The organism is Bacteroides sp. AM16-13, from assembly GCF_003602705.1.
Classification (GTDB): Bacteria; Bacteroidota; Bacteroidia; order Bacteroidales; family Bacteroidaceae; genus Bacteroides; species Bacteroides xylanisolvens.
In genome coordinates this window covers 47,252-69,266 of the sequence record NZ_QTLK01000019.1, presented here as the reverse complement: position 1 = coordinate 69,266, position 22,015 = coordinate 47,252, and the positions used below count along the sequence as shown (strand labels likewise).

General features: G+C 43.4%; 11 protein-coding genes. 1 reads left to right on the top strand and 10 read right to left on the bottom strand.

All coding sequences use genetic code 11. From position 1 onward, the window contains the following. Positions 1–15: 15 nt before the first annotated feature. Positions 16–4,026: a two-component regulator propeller domain-containing protein gene (locus DW173_RS15770; protein WP_120144742.1), complete on the top strand. Its 4,011-nt coding sequence runs from the start codon at positions 16–18 to the stop codon at positions 4,024–4,026. 440 nt (positions 4,027–4,466) lie between these two features. Here the strand turns inward: DW173_RS15770 and DW173_RS15765 are convergent, their stop codons facing one another. From DW173_RS15765 to DW173_RS15720, 10 genes are all read right to left on the bottom strand, one after another. After that, complete coding sequence (locus DW173_RS15765) at positions 4,467–5,369, bottom strand: BT_3044 domain-containing protein (RefSeq protein WP_049701417.1); 903 nt, start codon at positions 5,367–5,369, stop codon at positions 4,467–4,469. Positions 5,370–5,398: 29 nt separating this feature from the next. Continuing rightward, positions 5,399–7,195 (bottom strand): RagB/SusD family nutrient uptake outer membrane protein, encoded by a 1,797-nt coding sequence (locus DW173_RS15760; protein WP_065539872.1) that lies wholly within the window; start codon positions 7,193–7,195, stop codon positions 5,399–5,401. A 25-nt stretch (positions 7,196–7,220) separates the two neighbouring features. Next, positions 7,221–10,304 carry a SusC/RagA family TonB-linked outer membrane protein gene (locus DW173_RS15755; protein ID WP_120144754.1) on the bottom strand — a complete coding sequence of 1,028 codons (3,084 nt, stop codon included), beginning with the start codon at positions 10,302–10,304 and terminating at the stop codon, positions 7,221–7,223. Positions 10,305–10,327: 23 nt separating this feature from the next. Then, positions 10,328–12,214, bottom strand: a complete 1,887-nt coding sequence (locus DW173_RS15750; RefSeq protein ID WP_049701418.1) for a RagB/SusD family nutrient uptake outer membrane protein — start codon at positions 12,212–12,214, stop codon at positions 10,328–10,330. 20 nt (positions 12,215–12,234) lie between these two features. Next, positions 12,235–15,423, bottom strand: a complete 3,189-nt coding sequence (locus DW173_RS15745) for a SusC/RagA family TonB-linked outer membrane protein (RefSeq protein ID WP_120144753.1) — start codon at positions 15,421–15,423, stop codon at positions 12,235–12,237. 140 nt (positions 15,424–15,563) lie between these two features. Then, entirely contained in the window at positions 15,564–16,547 is a 984-nt protein-coding gene (locus DW173_RS15740; RefSeq protein ID WP_118408732.1) for a glycoside hydrolase family 43 protein, read from the bottom strand. A gap of 35 nt (positions 16,548–16,582) precedes the next feature. After that, complete coding sequence (locus DW173_RS15735; RefSeq protein WP_120144741.1) at positions 16,583–18,214, bottom strand: DUF1735 domain-containing protein; 1,632 nt, start codon at positions 18,212–18,214, stop codon at positions 16,583–16,585. A 12-nt stretch (positions 18,215–18,226) separates the two neighbouring features. Beyond that, positions 18,227–18,637 (bottom strand): hypothetical protein, encoded by a 411-nt coding sequence (locus DW173_RS15730; protein WP_074556622.1) that lies wholly within the window; start codon positions 18,635–18,637, stop codon positions 18,227–18,229. A gap of 21 nt (positions 18,638–18,658) precedes the next feature. Then, positions 18,659–20,317: a hypothetical protein gene (locus tag DW173_RS15725; protein ID WP_120144740.1), complete on the bottom strand. Its 1,659-nt coding sequence runs from the start codon at positions 20,315–20,317 to the stop codon at positions 18,659–18,661. A gap of 113 nt (positions 20,318–20,430) precedes the next feature. Further along, complete coding sequence (locus DW173_RS15720) at positions 20,431–21,957, bottom strand: sulfatase-like hydrolase/transferase (protein WP_120144739.1); 1,527 nt, start codon at positions 21,955–21,957, stop codon at positions 20,431–20,433. Positions 21,958–22,015: the final 58 nt, after the last annotated feature.

The following is a 22,015-nucleotide window of genomic DNA, read 5'->3' as shown; positions in this document are numbered from 1 at the left end:
TCAATCAGAAAAGCCATGAGAACCACCTTACTTAAATTCGTACTCTTATTTAGTCTCGTGCTCTTAAATACAAGCTTGTCGACGGGACAGATTCAATATAATAATATACGCTTCAAACAGCTAAGTATAGCTGAAGGACTCCCGCATAATACGATCAATGCAATCACCCAGGACAACCACGGGTTCATCTGGTTTGGTACACGCAACGGATTGTGCCGATATGACGGTTATAATATCAACCTGTTCGCACATAATGAAGCCGACAGCACCTCACTCCGCCACAATTTCATCACGCGCTTATATAACGATTCGCTCCGTAACATTCTATGGATCTCTACCGATCAGGGCATCTGCAGCTATAACTACGAGACAGAAGATTTCAGTCGTTACCAGATTAAAGGGAACACTAAGGATGATGTTTGTTTCCTGAACACCAGCGATGGTATGCTTCTGGCAGCTTGTAGCAACGGACTCTATCGCTACAATGAACAAGACAGCTTGTTCGTCCCTTTTCTTCTCGATAAAGAAAAACCTCATGTGAGATACTTTGCGGAGGACGGAGACAAAACCTTATGGATAGATACCAACAAAGGACTGATGCGATACAGTCTGGAAAAGAAACAGTTCGTTTCCCTCCCGACTCTCATCCAGCCTTTTACACAACAATGCAACAATGCCGTCCTGATCTCGTCCAACCAGCTTTTATTTAATACTAACAACGATTTTTTCGTCTATCATATACAAAGCAATACGCTGTGTAATCTTTCGAAAGACCTTGAAGTGAAAGACTTCCGGTGTGCGGCAACCGACCATACGGGGAATATATGGGTAGGCACGGAGTATGGCATCTTTGTCTTCAACAAACTCTATCAACTGATTGCACACTACGAACAATCGGAACGGGATTTAAGTGCGCTGAACGATTCTCCCATTTACAGCCTTTATCAGGACAAGGCTCATAATATGTGGGTGGGAACCTATTTCGGAGGAGTCAATTATTATATATTCGGTTCCGACCAGTTCCAGATATATCCATACGGAGCCAGTTTCAATCATTTGAGCGGAAAGGCTGTCCGCCAGATTATCAATGCTCCGGACAATGGTCTGTACATCGCCACCGAAGATGGCGGATTGAACTACCTGGACAATAAGAAAGAAATCACCCGCGCCGAACGGCTTCACAAGCAAATGCAAATCTACGCCAAGAACATACATTCTTTATGGCTCGACAAAGATAACAGCCTGTGGCTCGGACTGTTCCTGAAAGGAGCTCTTCACTATATACCGCATCTAAACCGCACGGTGGACTATAATCTACTGTCGGATGAGGTTTCTTCCGGCTTCTGTATCATCGAAGACAAGAACGATCATATCTGGTACGGAGGCCCTTCCGGCTTATTCCTGATCGACAAGAAGAAAGCAAACTCCCGCCCGGAAAAGATTTCATCTCTCCGTGTCTTTAACCTGGTACAGTTTAATGACAGTATACTTTGGGCAGGAACCCGAAAAGGCAGTATATTTCAGATCAATACCCATACACTGAAAGTAACCTCGCTCCCCATCCTGCCGCATACCGATCTCTACATCACCTATATCTACCCCGATTCACATCAACGGATATGGATAGGTACAGACAACAACGGGCTTTATGTATCGGACCGCAACGGTAGCATTATCGCCTTTTACAGTAAAGAACAGTTGGGATCCAACGCCATCAAAGGTATCATTGAAGATGAGATGAGCAATGTTTGGGTAGGTACCGGAAACGGACTTTGTTGTATCAATTCCCAAACAGGAAGCATTGACCGATATACCACGGCCGACGGATTGCCCATCAACCAGTTCAACTACTCCTCCGCCTGCAAGAAGCCTGACGGAGAATTGTATTTCGGAACTATCAACGGTATGATTTCTTTCTACCCGGAACAGGTACGCTCCGTCAATCCCCGTTTCAACATTGCACTGACTGCCATTTGGAGCAACAGCGAATATATGTCGCCCAACAATGAGAAAGCATTCATCCCTTCCTCTATCTCCGAACTGACAGAGATCACCCTGACGCACGAACAAGCCCAATCCCTGCGTCTCGAATATTCCGGCCTGAATTATCAATATACCGACAACACTCAATATGCGATGAAAATGGAAGGTATCGACAAGGACTGGCAGTTTGTAGGCAACCAGCATCAGGTACGCTTCTCCAATCTGCCTTCAGGAAGATATATCTTAAAGATCAAAGCCAGCAAAGATGGTATCCACTGGGACGAAACGGGCCAAAAGGACCTTGCCATCAGAGTCCTTCCTCCTTGGTGGCTCTCACCGGGAGCATATTTAGTTTATGCACTACTCTTCCTATTAATCATTTACGCCGCATACAGATATACCAAAACGCGTATCATCCTGCTCATGCGACTGAAAACGGAGCATGAACAACGCGTCAACATAGAGAATATGAATCAACAGAAGATCAATTTCTTCACTTACATCTCCCATGACCTGAAAACACCGCTGACCCTGATTCTATCGCCTCTGCAACGATTGATCCAGCAGCCACAAATCAGCAACAACGATAAAGAGAAACTGGAAGTCATCTACCGAAACGCCAACCGGATGAATTATCTGATTAATGAACTATTGACGTTCAGTAAAATCGAGATGAAACAGATGCGTATCAGCGTCCGGAAGGGAGACATCATGCACTTTCTGGAAGAACTGTCGCACATCTTCGACATTGTAGCCGGGGAACGAGAAATTGACTTCATCGTCAATCTGGAAGACACCGAAGAGGAAGTCTGGTTCTCGCCTTCCAAGCTGGAACGGATTCTTTATAACTTGCTCTCAAACGCATTTAAATATACCCAACCCGGCGGATACGTCAAGTTGAGTGCCAAACTAATAAAAGAAGAGAAAGAAACATTTGTGCAAATCTCCGTCAAAGACAATGGCAGGGGGATTCCTAAAGAAGCTCAGGAACAAATATTTGAAAGTTATTACCAAGTTGAGAAGCGCGACCATCGCGAGGGATTCGGACTGGGATTATCGCTTACGCGTTCGCTCATACACATGCACAAAGGAGAAATCCGGGTAGAAAGCGAAGTCAATGAGGGTTCGGACTTTATCGTTACCCTGAATGTATCGGAGGATGCTTATGGTCCCGATGAACGCTCGTCCGAGAACATCACGACCGAAGAAATACAGAAATATAACCAGCGAATCAAGGAAACCATCGAACTCATTCCCGAAAAGCTGACCAACAAAGAAAAAGATCCTGCTCGGGAATCTATTATGATTGTGGAGGACAACAAAGAAATGAATGATTATCTTGCCAGCATATTCAGTGAGAAATATGATATTATACGGGCGTATAACGGTGCGGAAGCCTGCAAGAAGATAGCCAAACAGCTGCCCAACCTCATTATATCGGATTTAATGATGCCGGTGATGGACGGCCTGGAATTCACGGAACGTGTCAAACAGGACGTAACGACCAGCCATATCCCCGTTATCCTCCTGACTGCAAAGACTGATGAAAACGATCATACGGAAGGTTATCTGCGAGGAGCCGATGCGTATATCACCAAACCTTTCAACGCCAAGAATCTGGAACTGCTGGTACAGAATATCCAAAAGAGCCGGAAACAGAGTATTGAACACTTCAAACAGGCAGAAGAACTGAACATCAAGCAAATAACCAACAACCCGCGGGATGAAATATTCATGAAAGAACTGATGGAACTGATTATGGCGAACCTCACCAAGGAAGACTTCGGAGTAACGGAAATCACAGCCCATCTCCGCATCAGCCGCAGCCTGTTGCACATGAAGCTGAAATCACTCACCGGATGCTCCATCACTCAATTCATACGGACCATCAAAATGAAAGAGGCTAAAACTCATTTACTGAATGGTATGAATGTCTCCGAAGCATCATTTGCCGTCGGTATATCAGATCCGAACTACTTTACAAAGTGTTTCAAGAAAGAATTTAATATCACTCCGACAGAGTTTCTCAAACAGTTGAAATAGAAAGCAAAAGTAACTGCTTCAGAAATTCAACCTACCCTTAGACAACGTGTCAACTATTAATAGAAAAGTTCTTTTGCTCCCTTTGCAAAGATCTCTTCCCTTCATAGTAAAGTTGTCTTTGCCCTATTTCAAACTATAAACGCAAGTTCCGTTTATATAATTGCAAGCTTTGTTTTTATAAACGGAACTTGCATTTATAAAAACAAAGCTTGCAATTATAGTTTGGAATGAAGAAAAAGGAAGTTATCCAACCGGCAAAAAGAAGTTTGGTCTATATCAAAAGGAAGTTAGCTATTAATAGCCAACAGGGCAAGTAGGTATATATTGTAAATCAACTACGCCCAACAGAAAAAGATATCGCCGGTAATTAATCTGCAACATTCACTGATGTAGCTAATTACCGGCGAGCAATAGAAATCTATAATCAACTCATACCTATTCTACCATTCCTGGAAGCGTAAATCAGCTTCCGGATTCTGACGACGAATCAGTTCCTCGTCAACCTGATAAGTGACGCCACCTTTCGTGTACTTATAAGAAAGGGTAAACTTAGGCTGTTTCCCTACAAATTCCAATGATTCGGCTGCAGGATCTAATGTGGCGGATGCATCTGTGATAGCGACGCTTCCTCCGGCTTCAATATTGACGCTTCCATCCGGATTGACTGTCAGATTCACCGACTCATTGTTTTCCAATGTGTTTCCGAAACCCGGTCTGCGTACTTTGTTTCTACCTAACGAAACAAAGTCGCGGGTCATATTCTGACTCAAATCCTTGTTACTGTATTCAGTAACCTGCTGGGTAGACAAATTGGTAACTTTTCCTTTCACAAAGTAGGTACCATGATACTGGCTGACAAATTTGACAACTACAATACTGTAATCCTTCAAATTACCATTCACATCAGTACTAATTTCATCCTGATTATGATCGACCAACCGGAAAGGGATTGCATAGTGCTTGTTCAAAGCAGCATTGTCTTCATAGAAAGCATCGGAGAAAGTCACTTTCACATCTGCGATTGCCAGGTTCGGGTTGCTGATCGTCATCTTGTTCGGATTAGCCAACTGATAATAGTTTCCCGGCATTAGTGTCAAGCCCGTACCATCCAATAAAGACGGATCGATCTCGAATGTAGCCCAATCATCGGTATGCACCTCTCTTTTACCGCCAATAGCCACTCCTACCTTTATCGACATATCTGTATCGGCTACCAGTGTCCGCAAAGGTTTTTGCGAAGCAAAGTACACAGAACTCTTATCGTAGTCCTTTTCATAATCGTCATAACAAGCAGTCATCAGAACGCTTATCAGCCCTATCCATAATATATTTAGTCTTTTCATTGTAAATAAGTATTTATATCAACAGCACGTTATTCCCAACCCTGATTATTCATTAGATTCTTATTCTTTTCCAGCTCTGCATACGGTAGCGGCATGAAATAGTTTTTCACTTCATATTTCCGTTGTTCCACTTTCTGTACTTTGAAGCTGAATGTACCATCTTCCTTGCGGGTAACGGCAACGCCCTCCACCTCTTCGTTCAACGGTAATACCCAACGACGCATATCAAAATAACGATGATTCTCGAAAGTAAATTCCAAGCGGCGTTCGTTCTGAATCAACTTTCTGAACGAGTCTTTACTTTGAGCCATTTCATCCAGATAAAGATCAAAATTGATACCCCCGGCTTGCGAACGGATTGTTTTCAATATTTCGTATGCAGAATACAGGCATCCTTCGGCTTTCACCGTCGGGTTGCCCCAAGCCTCATTAGCAGCTTCGGCAAAGTTAAGAAGAACTTCCGATTTTCGTAACAAAGGATTGTAATGAACCGAGTTTAAGGTCTGAATCGGATTCAGCATAGCCGATTTCTTGGAAACGAATTTAGCCAGATAATAACCCGTACGTGTAGCATTCTCACTAAACGAAGGAGAATCTTTTCCACCCTCGGACATATCCAACGGCTGACCGGAATCGCCAAATGTAGCACTATGATAGTAGACATTCAGTGCAAAGCGATTATCCAGTACGGCATAAAGCTGCGTCAGATCGAAATCAGGATCAGACAGATCGACACCGGAACGGACATCGGTTGCCGGATAACCATTCTTCGCATAAAAAGCCTTTACCAGATTATGAGAAGGAGTGGCACGGGCACTTCCATAATAGAATGGCGGGAAATGAAGGCCTTCCAGTAGATTACTATTAAAATATTTGCGGAAAGCATAATCGGAACTTTCGGTCTGCACATCGGCAATGGAGGAAGCTGTAACAGGAACATAAGTTCCGAAACCTTCCATGCCCAGAATCTTATTGATCTCTTTGGCTACCGCTTCCCATTTTGCCTGGTAAACCGTAGGGTTCAGTATTTCGAATTGTCCCATGCCGGTGATCTTCGTCACATCATCATCCTGCATGGCAGGGCTTGCGCTATATAAAAGCGCACGACTTTTCAGAACAGCTGCCGCCGCTTTCGTGGCACGGCCGATTTGTGTATTACCAAACTCCAGGTCATCTCCCTGATACACATTCGGCAATAACTCGATGGCATTATCCAAATCGTTGACGATAAAATCAACTGTTGCCTGATAAGTAGGACGAAGAAATTCACCGTTCTGCGCGGCCTCATCCTGCGAAATAAAATGATCTGCCAACGGAATACCCAACGCTTTTCCATTCTTCGCCTTTCCGCCGTACATCTTCAATAGCTCAAAATGCCACCATGCACGCAGGAAATACGATTCACCTTCCAGACGCAGCTTGATTTGCTTGTCCACTTCCGGGTCGGTGCGGTTGTACTGCACTTGGTCGGTCAAGCCGTTTTCGAGGAAGGAGTTTACATAGTTCAACATGTTGTACGCATTACTCCAGTTTCCGATCGGGTTGTTAAACGCTGTCATCCCACCCATATTTAATTTATAGACAGAAGAGCTGCGCAGATTAGTCACTGCATTATCGGTAGCACAATCCAGAAAGTTATTGTCAAAACAATCCGGACGGTTGGCTATGCCATTATAAGCTTTATATAGTACGCCTTGAGCAAGTTCCGGCACTCTCCAGGTATCAGAGTCTCCGATCTGCCATGTCACCTTTGTATCCAATGTGTCGTCACAAGCACAAAAGAGAAACAGACCTGCTAAAACGCAACTTCCTAATATATGTTTCATATTGCCATCTATTAATTGTTCAAAATTAAAATACAAAAGAGACTCCGCCTGTAAAAGTACGCGTCACCGGGTAGTTTGTCACACCGGCATTCAGCAATTCAGGATCCAAATCTTTCACGGAAGAAAGCACAAACAAATTTGCACCACGAGCGAAAACCTTCATCTTCTTCACGACCGAACTTGGGGAGAACTGATTGAACGTGTAGCTCAATTCAACATTCTTCATACGGAAGAAGCTTGTATTCTTCAACCAGAAAGAAGAATTGCGGAAATTGTTCTCACCGGCAGTGGTTGTCAGGCGCGGATAACTTCCGGTCGGATTGTTTGCCGGATGATAACGATCTAATGCCAGTTTAGAGTATTTACCTTCTCCATTGTTCCAATAATAAGCATTTGTTGCCCAAGTGTGAACGCCCAGTTCGGAATATCCCTGAAGATACAATCCCCAGCCTTTGTAACTTACATTGAAATCGATGCCCAATGTAGTACGTGGGAATGAGTTTCCGAGTTCCTTTACGTCACGACCGTCAATGATCTTATCGCCGTTCAGGTCTTTGTAGGCGATGTCGCCTTCCTGATAATCGGCAAACGTCTGGGGGGCATGTCCGTTGATGGCTACATCTTTGCCAAATAATCCTTCGGCAACCAGTCCCATCATAGCATCGGTAGAACGCCCCACTGTATAACGGTATTCTTCACCATGTTTCACCTGGTTCCATTTCAATACTTTATTCTTAGACCATACGAAATTAGCTCCTACCGAATAAGACCAGTCGTTGATACGGTCGCTCCAAGTGAACATTCCTTCTATACCATGATTCAAGACGGAGCCCATGTTATCCTGGTAGGTAAAGTTGCCTGTATAATCCCCGTAAGAGGCATCAACAGAACCAATGATATCCGTATGTTTCTCACGGAAATAGTTTATTTCGGTATATAAGCGGTTGTTCAGGAACAGGCCTTCCACACCGATGTTCCATTCTGCTGCCTTTTCCCATTTCAGGTTCGGATTGCCTGCACGGACAAAAGTGGAATAGTAAGCCGTAGCACCGTTGTTCGTTGTTCCGAACCGGAAGCTGCCGTCTTGCGACCAGGCACGTTCATACAATAAATGTTCCGTGCTTCTGTCATAGCCCAATATACCGGCACTGGTTTTCAGTTTCAGGAAGTTCACGTATTCATTGTCTTTCAGGAAATCTTCATTGCTTAGAATCCAGGCAAGGCCGCCTGCTGCCGAGAAGAAGTATTTATCTCCCGATTTGAAACGGTTGCTTCCCATCAATGCCATGTCGGCTTCCACAGCATAGCGGCGGTCATACATATAGTTCAGACGCAATGCGTAGTTTGCATTGATGATATCCTGGGTCACTCCCTGATTGGTTGTTTTCGAGTACATATAAGTCAGGCGTGCCGATACATCGTGTTTTTGGTTGAATGTATTCTCATAACCGGCAAAAGCATTCCAACCCAATGTCTGTTGCAAGGTAGTCGACTTCCGGCTTTGTGAAGTGGCTACATCTGTTTTCTTCATCTGGGTGTACATAATTTGTTCCTCACCGGCAAAGTCACGATATGTCTTGATGGCATACGTCGGATAGACTTTGCTCAAAGAGAGTTGCAGGTAATCATAGTTGTCGAAAGAAAGGAAAGCACCGGCTTTCAATCCTTTTGTCAGCATATCAAGATCAAATTTCAAACCGATATTGGTCTGGCTGCGTGTATAACGCTCATCCGTATATCCTCCGTACATCGTTTCCGCGTATGCATTCATCGGACGAAGCAGACTTGCGCCAAACAAAGGAATTCCGTCCGAGCTGGCCAGTCCGGTTTCTTCCGGTGACATAGTCAGCGGGTATTCATTCGGACGATGCGTAGACAAGGCAGTAAATACCTGACCACAGTCCAATTGTCCCCATTTACGCATTTCCATACGTCCGGCAACGTCTGCGGATATAGTCAGGAAATCCGTTACATTAAAATCGAGGTTTCCGCGGAGAGTCAGGCGATGTAACTGCGGAGTATAGGTGACATCTTCAAATCCGCTACCTCCTACATATCCGGCAATCAGGGCATAACGCACTCTGTCGGTACCACCCGTCATATCGAACGATACTTTCCGGTAATTGGCATTTTTGTTCAATAGCTGATCGTACAAATCGACGTTCGGATACAATAGGTCATTGGCTCCTTTGGAGTTTTTATATCCTTCCAGTTGTTTCTGATTATAGTAAGGAGTCAATCCGTCATTTGCACGCGCTTCATTGTACAGATTAGCATACTGATAAGAATTCAGAAAATCAGGAGTACGCGTCATCTGTACCACACCTGCTTCGGCGGTTGCGTTATAAATGCGGCGGTTGGCCTTTCCTCTGCGGGTAGTCACCCAAAGTACGCCATTCGCAGCACGCGCCCCATAAAGAATCTTGGCAGTGGCATCTTTCAGCAACTCGATACGTTCGATTTCTTCAGGAATCAAATCCGCTGCCGGACGTTCCACACCATCGATGATAACAATAGCTGTATTCTCCGACATGCCATGCTGGCCACGGATAAATAAATCAGGCGTATTATTACCCAATCCGCTGACTGTGGAGCGAACTTGCAGACCTAACATTTTACCTTGCAGCATATTAGTCAGCGTCAAATCAGGGAACGTTCCGAACTGTCCGTTCTCCAGTACGCTCGTTGCGCCTACTTCATTCCCTTTATACGTCTTGCCACCATCGGCTCTATTCACCAACGATTCTTCGGTCAGGAACAGAGGCTCTTTCTTCAGGACAATCTTTTCAGGAACGATATTGCTGCCTGTCAGCTTATACACTTTATCTTCATATCCCAAAGCCTCCACCATGACGGTTGCGTCATTCTCGACCTTCGTCTGAAAACGTCCCTTTGCATCTGTATATAGAACGACTGCGCCTTCTCCACAAATGATAGAAACATTCTTCAACGGGTTACCTTTCTCGTCGGTAACAATAGAAACTACTTCCACCAAAGGCTTCTTCGCCGACTTTCTCTTTGATTTATTCTGTGCGAAAGTCAGGCTAGAGCCAACAATAAGGACAAATATGAGCCCTATCAGTCTTATATATCTAATCTTGTTTCTCATATACTTTTCTTTATTTATAGGTATCACCATCCGGGATTCTGTTGAAGATTATCCAAAGCCGCCACTTCATCCATCGGTAGCGGATACCAATAATTACGCTTGTTAAACGTCCGTACGGCTGTCCTCACCGGGACATACTCGTAAGTAAAGTCGGTCAACTTATAAGTGCAGGCTTTATCCTCTTTCAACTGGTTGGCCGTATAAGAATGGTTGATCGGAGTTGCTTTGACACCCATGATCGGATATTCACCCTTAAACAGGTCTTCAGCAATCATCCAACGGCGGATATCATACCAGCGGTGTCCTTCGAACATCAATTCCACACCACGTTCCCGGCGATAAGCTTCTCTAAAGTCAACTCCATCCGGCAGTTCACCGATTCCGGCTCTTACACGGATTTTATTCAAAGCCTGACGGGCCGACATCGTACAACCCGTAACGACTGCATCCGGATCACCTGTCGCTTCGTATGAAGCCTCTGCCATATCCAGATAAACTTGCGAAACACGAATGTACACAGCCACCAAACGATATAATTGGAAACCAGCTTCGCCAAACAAAGGCACACTTGCTTCCGGCCAAATGAACTTCTTACACATATATCCGGTCTGTTGAGAGCCTCTCGTAAACTGATTGGTAGAAATGAAGTTCTCGGAGTAACCGCCCGAATAAGTAGTCAGATAATAGGGAACACCCTGTAAATTCTTTCCCCATTGCTCACCGGGCACGAGGATATTATTAGTGAAACGAGGATCTCTGTCCGAGTAAGGGTCGGTAGTCTTTACCGCATCATAGCCGGAACGCGGATCAGTGATTGGATAGTAGTTGCCGTCAGCTCCCTTACGTTCGTACATATCTACCGCATTTTGTGTCGGAGCATTATAAGGAGTACCTTCGGCACCGGTCTTGTTATCGTATGGTTGTGTCAGCCATTGCGCTCTGACGAAAGCAGACCAGTTGCCATGATGCCAACGCAGGAACCATAAGTATTCCGGCTGTGCGAATTGATTGGAATTAGGCATTAATTGAATACTACGATATTCGTCGTGATTCATCAAGCGATAATATTCGTGGCTTTCAATAGCGTTGATCGCCTTTTGCGCACTACGGGCAGCTTCGGCAGCCATCTCTTTTCCATATCCTTTGTTTTCAATAGAATTCAAGTCGTTCTGCATCAAAGGGCTGGCAGCATACAGCTGTGTCATCGCTTTTAATGCCATGGCGCCTACTCTGTCAGGCCGCCCATGTTCCTCGTCAGGCCAGCTTATAGGTAAATATTCAATGGCTTTATCCAAGTCTGTCTGCATCCAAGCATTGGATTCCTGATAAGTTTTACGGGGAAAGTCAAAGTCGTCCGATGCTCCCCAAAGCTGGTCAAAGATGGGCATTCCGCCATATCGTTTGATAATCTCAAAATAGAAGTAGGCACGCAGGAAATGAGCCTGTCCCAACAGTTTTCTCCTTTGGTCGTCTGTGATGGATTTCACTTGATCGACTCCACTAATTACACGGTTCACGATACGAAGTCCGGTATAGGCACGAGCAATAGCACTTTTGTTATTCTTCCCGTCACTTTTACTTCCTATTTCGAAACGTGTACTAGCATTCTCCAGCCAATTACCTGCATTGACAAACTTCGACGGATCATTATCGCGAACGGATGCATATTCATCCGATAAATTACCTACCGTTACGTATGTATTCGAATAAGAGTTGATACCATGTGTAAAGATTAATATATCATCATTTTGAAAGATGCGGTCCATGAACCCTAACAAACTGCTATAATCTTTATAAACATCATCTTCGGAAAGTCCGTCATCAGGAGAGCGGTCCAGATAGTCCTCACAGCTTCCTACAAACAGCCCCAATAGAATGATCCATATCCAATTCAACTTATGTCTTCTCATATCAGTAAATTTAAAGTGTCTCATAATCCTAATCTAAAACCAATGTTATAACGTCTCACCACCGGATAAACATTCTGTCCCGAATGTTCGGGGTCACGGCGGGAATCACCTTTTGAGAACGTCAACAGATTGGTACCGTTGACATATACTTGCAGTTTTGTCAGACGTAGAGGCTGCAACCAACGCTTCGGAATCTGATAATTCACTTCCAGGTTCTTCAAGCGAAGATAAGCATGGTTGGTATATGTGTATGTACTGGCCACCGAATTATAACTTCTCTGAACATGAATACTGGGGCGAACCGGACCGCTTTGAATCGGAGCATCGGCTGTCCATGTATTCAACGTATTTGGTTGAGCCTTGATATTACCTTCCGGGAAATCCCATAAATAGGAAGGAATCGCTTCTTTATAAACGTCCATAGCACTGTACCACAACATATTGAATCCGATTCCTTTGTAAGAACCTCCCAATGTAAATCCGAGGGTAGTAGTCGGATAGTTCAGGTTTTTCATCGGAACCATATCCTTAGCATCAATCATGCCGTCACCATTATAATCGATGTAATACAAGTCTCCCGGAATCAATGTATTATGTGTACCATTGGCAATAGTGGACTGCGCCGAGTTATAAATATCATCCAATGACTGGAAGTTTCCTGTTGCCAGGTATTTATTCACATATCCGATTGACTTTCCGGCTTTTTTCAAATATTCGCTCTGATTCTTCGGGTCATCAATAAAGACAACACGGTTCTCACTGGTTGCAAAATTAAACTTCGCGTAATAATTAAACTTTCCGATACGGTCGTTCCAAGCAATATCCAGTTCAAGACCGTGATTTTTAGTCTTACCCAGATTCACCTGCGGAAAAGCAATACCACTATCGGCCCATGACGGAATCGTATTACGTGTCATCAAAATGTTATTACGCTTTTCATCGAACAAGTCCACAGTAAAGTTTAGTTTACCCCACAAACCTATTTCGATACCGATATTCTGCTTAATAGATTCTTCCCAAGTAGCATCGGGGTCGGCCAGTTTTCCTTCTTTGTACAAAGGTCCCCAGTTACTGGTCTGATATTTACCAAACTGCGCATTGGCAGATAGTTGCTCAAACTTCTGAATATAGTTGAAACGGGTAGCACCTTTATCATTACCAACTACTCCATACGAATAGCGCACTTTCAGGTTGGTCAGTACACCTTTGGTCAATTTCTTTACCCATGGTTCTTCACTGATACGCCAACCAATAGAGGCAGAGGGGAAGAATCCGAAACGGCGTCCCGGAGCAAATTTTTCCGAACCAGTGTAGGCACCGTTAAATTCAGCAAGATAACGCTCTTTGAAGTTGTAAGTGACACGGCCTACCCAGTCTTCTTCGTAAGCCGGGAAGTTCATCACACCCGAATTAGCAGTATTGGTCGATTCGTTCATCTTACGGTTAAACACAAATAAGGCACTTACATCGTGATCGCCAAATTGACGACTATAATTCAATGCTAATTCGTAATAAAGTTTACGTCCGTAAGCCTTGAATCCGTCATAAACACCACCAACAGGTAAATCTCCGGGAGCATTTTCATCCGGATAGCGTTTCTCGGTATAATTATAAGTAATTGTTCCGTCAGCATTATAAATAGGATTCGTGTAATCATACACACGATTAATACGAATATGCGTACGCTGGGCAACCAAATCGTCTTTACCCAAAACCTTACCCGGCATCAACTGGGTGGTCCATGATGAAGAAGTAGTATAAGACAACGATGCTTTCAATGATAGCCCCTTTGTAATAAAGTCTAGTTTCTGATTCAAGATTACATCGTAGAAACCTTGATGCTGTTTGATATTACGACTACCTCCTTCGTTCATCAGACAGGCTATATTCTGATCGGAACTTAACCCGTCCCCCCATATTCCATTGCTATATTTAATCGGAAATTCATTACTTGGAGCCGTGAAAAACGTTTTAAAAAAGCGCTCATCCGGAGAATCAACATTCTCATAATAAGACGGTTGGTTCTGATAACCCATCTTACCGGCCACATTGAACGAAAGTTTAGTAGTACCTGTGATATTGAAGTCGAAATTACTACGCCAGTTATAACGACGGTAGGAGAAGGAAGGATCGAAATCCTCTTGTTTGGTAGTATTAAAAATATCTCCGTCATGCAAATAACCCAAAGATACGAAATAACTCATTTTCTTCGTACCACCGCGTACATTAAGATTATAAGCCTGTTCATAACCTACATTCTTTACCAGTTCTTTCCACCAGTCCACTTCGGGAAAGACATCGTTATACGGACCATAATTTCCGGTAGCATACGCATTTTCCCATGCGGTAATGGTAGATTCGGGAACCATTGCTCCCCAGTTACCATCATTAGCCTGGGCTCTGTTATACTGTTTCATAGAGGTCACATAGTCAGACCATTCAGGAGCAGCAGAAGGTTGTTTAAAACCGAAGTTAGCTGTGAATGAGATTTCCGGTTTCTGTTCGAGTCCGCGTTTGGTTGTCAACAAGATAACGCCGTTCGCACCTTTCACACCGTAAACCGCAGTTGCCGAAGCGTCTTTCAGTACAGAAATAGATTCGATTTCGTTCACATCTACATCGTTGAAGTCACGTTCGATACCGTCCACCAATACCAGTGGTTCCGCTTCTCCCCAAGTAGACTTACCACGAATCAATAAAGAAGCTTTATCGGCTCCCGGCTTTGAAGTGGAATTGATGGCAACCACACCCGGCATCTGACCTTGCAAGGCTTCGGAAACGGAGTTCACGCTACCTATCTTTAATAAATCATCTCCTTTTGCAGTAGCAATGGAACCGACACTGGATACCTTTTTCTGTACACCGTATCCAACCACTACTACTTCTTCCAGTGTCTCCGTATCTTCTCCTAAAGAGATTACTCCTAAAGTCGTTTTATTCTTTAAATCCAGTTCCAGAGTTTTATAACCCACATAAGAAATGACAAGTATGTCTCCTTTCGATGCCTTCACAGTAAAATTACCGTCAAAATCAGTAATCGTACCGCTTCCCGTACCTTTCACGCGAACACTGACGCCAATCATCGGTTCACCAGATACTGCATCCTTCACTTGTCCCTTCCAATAATCTTGTTGTGCCTGCACGTCCAGCGCACAAAACAAAAAGCAACAAAGACATAAGAAAGAAAAATAAAGTCTGTCTCTTTTCATAAACATTATTTTTAACTGTTAACAAATTCTTTATCTCAAGACACAAATTAAGCGGGAAAATCTTCAAATGAAAAGGAAGATTATCCTCAAAACTCGTACAAATGTGCAAAATAGATTTCTCTACTACATTTCTGAACAAATCATTTCCACATTGGCTTTATGACGTGCTCTTTGTCTACGGTGATGTTGTATATGCCATCGTTTCCTTTCTTCAGGATGAGCGGAACAATACGTGTTTTACGAGGGGACACGGTGGAATCTGAACGATGAACGTGGTAAACATAGTAATATTTTCCATCCAGACCTTTAAATACATCTCCATGTCCTGATCCGTTTTCTCCTACGAGACTGCGATGAATGATCGGACTGTTCGGATGCTTTTTCCACGGACCGAAAGGGGAAGAAGCAGTGGCATAACCTACCGAATAGTCGATATTCATAAAATGATTGGCAGAATAGAAGAGGTAATATACCCCGTCCCACTTCATAACAGTCGGTCCTTCCATCACCGGTGCAGACTTATAGTTCGGAGTCTTTTCCCAAGGCTCCGTACAGTCCATACATTGTTTCAATGTTTCCGGTTTGATACTTCCTTTCTTTATGTCAAACTCGGCTACCCAAAGGTAATTACCTTTATTAAAGCGGACATGATATAGGTAGTACTTCCCATCATCATCCTTAAATAGGAAAGAGTCTATATTCTTAGCGGAAGCGTCTATCGGCTTGACTTCCTTCTGCCGGAAAGGTCCGAATACCGATTTTGAGGAAGCAATTACTGTTTGCTCATTAGCGGTATAAGTGAAATAATAAGTTCTTTTATCCTTAAAGTATTGAGGTGCCCAGAAGCCTTTTTCACCGAAAGCTTGGTCTCCCTTTCTCAATATAAGTTGCAAATCTTTTCCATTAGGCACAGTCCAATGCTTCAAGTCGGTCGATTCGAGGATAGCAAAACCCTGCGGTTCCCGATTGCGTGTACCTGTGAGATAATACTTTCCGTTCTCCACAAAGATAGTGGGATCGGCAAAGAATATTTCTTTCCATGAATCCGCCCATGATTGGGTGATAGATACACATATCACCGCTAATATGAAAATTACTTTTTGGATAGTCTTACATTCTTTCATAAACATATTTCTTACGATTTATTTTATAAAACCATTTATTGAGCCAATTCCCAAACCAAACGAGGCTTCTCTCCTGAAAGATCCCAAATAGACTCATCCCATTGAAGAGCCTTTACTGCTGCCATAAGAGTAGGTATGGTAGAAAGTCCGTTATAACGGTCAGCACCATTAACAGTTGCCGAATAATTTGGAACTACCTCATCTACTATTGCAGGTGTATTAGCTGAAAAACGGCACTCCATATTCGGATTGGCATAACAATTATTTGCCTCATTTTTATCGAAACGTCCGCATACTCTTCCTGATTTAGGTGCACCATTCGAATATAAGGAAGAATTCCAAGCCACACAACGTGTCACTGTTACTCCTGTTCCTTTATTGGCAAGTCCCAAAATGCCTCCTACTTGATTTTGAGCAGCAATTTCACATTCAGAGTAACAATGTGAGATGAGCGCTGTTGGGCTCGGCTCTACAAGTCCTGCAATACCAGCTCCGGGATTCGGAGGTGTAACATTAGGATAGGACTTAGCCACTCCTGATGAATAACAATGAGTAACAGTACCCTGAAACATCCTGCTTACAATACCACCAACACATGACTTTGTGACAATATCTCCTACAAAATAACATTGAGTAATAGTAGCGCCTCCTTTTGCTTCTCCACAAATACCACCAGCAGACCATGTAGCATTAATACTCATTTCTGAAGAACATTGATAGATTTTACTTTCCGCTCCTTGAATTCTTCCGCATATACCACCAGCTTGTCCATTCTCCCAAGCAGTCGGTCCTGTTCCTGAAGTCAGATTTATCGTACCAGATACCCGTACATTTTCAACAACTCCTGCCGCTGAAGCATTTCCAACATGTCCGGCAAGAACTCCTGTCAACTTTTGATTGGCTGTAATCTGCGCATTTTCAAAGTTTATATTGGAACACTTACCAACCAACAATCCAAAGAATCCCTGATTAACAGAAGAGGAAGTATTTACTTTCAGATTACGAATCGTATGTCCGCCTCCATCCAATACAAGTTGTTTGGAAACCGAGGTCTCTATCGGTTGCCAGTCTACACCTTGCAAATCAATATCATTCTCTATCTTGGCATAGATCGTCTTACCATCTTTGAGTTTCTCTCCGAGAGTTATCAAGTCGCTCGTTGTCGCCACGGTATAAGGGTTGTCGATTTCTCCCTGTTTCTGTTGCAGGAAGAAAGTCATTGTACTTTTCTCTTGATTGACTGCAAGATCGTCGGAAACCAGTTTCAAACCGAGAACGTATTTCTTTGATCCGTCAAGCGTACCTAAATCATGGAAGCGCAAATTTACCATACGCAGGACATCGTCCCCCTTAAAATTAAAATTACTTCCATCCAGATCATAATATTCCACAGGTAAGAGGTGATATTCTTCACCAAACTCTTTGGCATCGACAACAGCCAATTCCGCCTTTGCTTCTTTTTCGCAATGGCTTTTCTCCACCATAATGTTATATTGGTATTCCGGCTCATCCAGATATAAATCATATTTGCCTGTCTGATAAAGCGACAAGGTAATATTGGAATAGGTAACTTCAGCCTTTTCCGGCTGTGTCAGATCCATGACTTCACCACATGATATCAACGAAAACACCATTAATGACGCTACAATAGGAATGTATCTTTTCATAATATCTTTCTTTTAATTATTAAAAACAGGGATTACTATACCGACGTTATCTCCTGACAACCAAACTTTATCTCCGTCTATACGAACTACCTCCATCTCCATCCCTTCTTTGAGGAAAGAAACTCCTTGGAATGAGAATTCAGTCTTTATCTTTTGACCAACAGCCGTGGGCTTCCCGTCAAACTTCACATGAATGTATTTGCTTTGATCCGAATTTTGTAGGCGATAAGTCAACCGTTTAGGATTAATTGCAGCCTGAAGTTGTTCCTGCTCTGTAAAAGTACAAATTCCATCCAAACTATAAAACCCAACTTCGGTATATCCTGTTATATTCTTCTTATCAACCCCGTTTTCGGCATATTCCGTCTCCGCACAAGAGGTGAAAGCCAACAAACATACCAACACTACATATATTACTTTCATAAGCGAATAAATTTAAGATAATTACTTTCTAATAGTTGTCGACAATATTTCTACCGATCCATCCTTATAAGTCACTTCGGCGGTAAGTATTTGTCCGTTCAGGTTCTTATTCACTATATTGATTTCCTGTCCATCCAGCTTTACTTTATAAGATGAGACATCAGCCGGCAAATTTAATAGTTGTACTAACATATATTCATCCACTTGTTGATATTTCAACAAAGGAAACTTTCCTGTTACAGACTTGGTCTTAACATCATCCTTCCACAACACGGCATCATCCGATTTCAGCAATGCTACATGGTAGGCAGTTCCGGGAACAAGATTTTCAACCAATGTATAGTCATTCTCCGAATCAAGCGACCGACGTACTACCTCTGTTCCATTTTCATCTGTTACTGACAATATACCTGTTTTATCGGCTCCATTCCCCCAACGAATGAACAATTCCCGTTGCCCTCCGACAAGGCTGGAAACTGCCAATCCATCCCGGGCAGCGATGAAATCGGGATACAGCAATGGATTGGGATTGTAGAATCCGTCTGCATCCAGTCCTAAATAACGGGAAAAATAAATTCCTCCAAGTTCCCACATTTCAGTCTTCGCATCGTAAACAGCTCTCGCTCCACCGGGAACCACACTAAAACGTCCGGTAATGGCATACGTATCATATTTCTTGAACACCTCATAAAAAGTTTTATACCAATTCTTCGGATACCAGGAATAACTCTCAAAAAGGCTCTTGAACTCGGTTGCACTGACCGGTGTACCGGCATTAGCTTTTTCAGCTATCAGATTAAGGTATTCGTAAATTTTCATCCCGGCCGTATAACCATGCTTGGTTCCCCATTCTCCCAGTGCGTCGGCTACATGAGGATTTAAAGCACGTACCATAGAGAATTCCGTGCAAATCAGTTTCTTTGTTACACCATATTTATCGCGGATAATACGGAAATCATCTTCCGCCTGGTTGATTTTCAATGCGTGAACGTGTAAGTCGAGCCCTACAACATTAGGATTGTTATTAACCACAGAGACTACCGCAGGTACCGTTTCGCTCTTCGGCAATTCGGATACACGGTTCAATGCTCCGGCATAAATATCAAATGTCCATCCATTAGCCTGTTTCCAGGTAGTCAGCCGATTGGCAAATTCATTCAGAAATGCCCGATAATCCTCACCATCCGCATGACAGAGATCGGTATCTAATGCATTCTCCCATTCCGGTTCGTTACCCATGACAAGTATTTCAATATTCTTCGCCATATCATAGGTTTTCAGTAATACTTCTGTTGCCTGAAATATGTACTCCATCTCCTTAGTTCCTACTTTGGGAACCGTGTCAGTATATAATTCAAAAGGTATTTTCAGGCTCAATATAAATTTCACACGATCGCCCAAGGCTTTCTTGGCCTGAATAAATTTCAATGTAGGAATATGTGTCCTGATGGCATTTTCTTTCACACCAACAATCTTCCCGTTCTCATTCTGAAGAAACAGATTGGGAATATTGACAAATCCTCTCACCCAAGTCACTTTCGACTGTTTCAACATCTCTATTTCCGTAATCGGGTAATCTATATTTTCATTATAGTTCGCCCCCAAATCCTGCGCCTTTGTTCCCATCGAACATAAGAACAGCAATACAAACATTAAAAAAGCTTTCATTTTCATATACATACTTCAAGGTTAATTGTCCGACATCGAACAGAACAAAGGTAGAGAAATAAACTCCGGTAGAATAGAACGATTGTTTTATCAACGGGATTTATGTTCAGAATAAACATTTGACCTTATTTTAATGGTTCTTCTTCTACTTCACTGCGATAATAACCGTCCACTTCAGCAAAGAAATTCTGCTTCAGAGAGTCCAGAAGTTCGGGCTGTTGTGCCGCCACATTCTGATGTTGAGTCCGGTCGGCTTTTACATTGAATAAACCGTATTCACCCAGATTACCCAATTCATTTCCGGTCAGGTTTCGTTCGGAACCTTTATAAGGAGGCATCATAATCCAGTCGCCCGAACGATAAGCCATACGTCCCTGCGCTTCCAGCACTACATCTTTGCGGGCAGTCTGCTCTTTTCCGAAGAATGCATCCAGATAGTTCCGACTATCCAAACCTCCCGGCAAATCGGCATGTATCATCGAACCCAGAGAAGCGAGAATATCTACCTGGCAAACCAGTGCATCGGACACGACCGGCTGAATCTTTCCTTTCCAATAAACAAACAGAGGAATATGCGTACCACCGTCGAACAAACTATATTTACCTCCGCGCAGACCTCCTGCAGGAAGATGATCGCCTGCCAATTCGGGAGCACCGTCTTTGTAACCGTCATTCAGAACCGGCCCGTTATCGCTGGAGAAAATAATCAGTGTCTTTTCCAACAATCCTTCTTTCTTCAAGTGGGCAAGCAGTTCGCCGACACACCAGTCTGCCTCAACGATGGCATCGCCACGAGACCCCATCGTTGTTTTGCCCACAAATCGCTGGTGGGGAGCACGAGGTACGTGAGGTTCGTGTAAGCCATAATACAGGAAGAAAGGAGCATCTTTGTGTTCAGTAACAAAGTTCTTTACCTTATCTACAAAATAGTCGGCCATATCCTCGTCTTTCCAACGGGCTTTCTGTCCGCCTTTCATATATCCAATACGGGGAATTCCGTTTACTATAGAGTTATTGTGTCCGTGTGCCCACTGCATTTTTAGCATCTCCGGATGAGAGATGGCAGTCGGTTCGCCTTCAAAATTATGTTCGTAACTCACTTCGATAGGGTCGGCCGGATCAAGTCCCACTACATCACCGTTTTCCACATAAACTGTCGGGACACGATCGTTGGTTGCTGCAATCAGGCAAGAGTAGTCGAAACCGATTTCTTTGGCACCCGGTTTGACGGTTTCGTTCCAGTTGACATTGCCGTCTCCCATCCCCAAATGCCACTTTCCGATAGCTCCGGTCACATAACCGCATTGCTGCATCATCTTCGGCAAGGTAAACTGATTTTCATTAATGATAAGAGGAGCATCTCCCGGCAGGATTTTTGCATCCTTATTTTTCCACGGATACATTCCGGTCATCAAAGCATAACGGCTGGGAGTAGAAGTTGCCGAAGTGGCATATCCGTTCGTGAAACAAACTCCGCCATGAGCCAGACTGTCGATATTCGGAGTATGAATCGTAGTAGAGCCATAAGCGCTGACATCGCCAAATCCCAGATCATCGGCAAGAATCACAATCACATTCGGCTTTTCTTCTACTTGCTGTGAGGTACAACCTACTAAAGACAACGTAGGAACTAGATAGATTATCTTTTTCATAATATTATGTAGTTAATAACGATGCAAATTTAGCCACCACTTATTTATTTGTGTAGAA

Coding starts and splice junctions, on each gene's coding strand:
- DW173_RS15730 (WP_074556622.1), bottom strand. CDS start 18,637: ATGAAAGTAATATATGTAGTGTTGGTATGTTTGTTGGCTTTCACCTCT.
- DW173_RS15765 (WP_049701417.1), bottom strand. CDS start 5,369: ATGAAAAGACTAAATATATTATGGATAGGGCTGATAAGCGTTCTGATG.
- DW173_RS15740 (WP_118408732.1), bottom strand. CDS start 16,547: ATGAAAGAATGTAAGACTATCCAAAAAGTAATTTTCATATTAGCGGTG.
- DW173_RS15770 (WP_120144742.1), top strand. CDS start 16: ATGAGAACCACCTTACTTAAATTCGTACTCTTATTTAGTCTCGTGCTC.
- DW173_RS15720 (WP_120144739.1), bottom strand. CDS start 21,957: ATGAAAAAGATAATCTATCTAGTTCCTACGTTGTCTTTAGTAGGTTGT.
- DW173_RS15735 (WP_120144741.1), bottom strand. CDS start 18,214: ATGAAAAGATACATTCCTATTGTAGCGTCATTAATGGTGTTTTCGTTG.
- DW173_RS15750 (WP_049701418.1), bottom strand. CDS start 12,214: ATGAGAAGACATAAGTTGAATTGGATATGGATCATTCTATTGGGGCTG.
- DW173_RS15725 (WP_120144740.1), bottom strand. CDS start 20,317: ATGTATATGAAAATGAAAGCTTTTTTAATGTTTGTATTGCTGTTCTTA.
- DW173_RS15755 (WP_120144754.1), bottom strand. CDS start 10,304: ATGAGAAACAAGATTAGATATATAAGACTGATAGGGCTCATATTTGTC.
- DW173_RS15745 (WP_120144753.1), bottom strand. CDS start 15,423: ATGAAAAGAGACAGACTTTATTTTTCTTTCTTATGTCTTTGTTGCTTT.
- DW173_RS15760 (WP_065539872.1), bottom strand. CDS start 7,195: ATGAAACATATATTAGGAAGTTGCGTTTTAGCAGGTCTGTTTCTCTTT.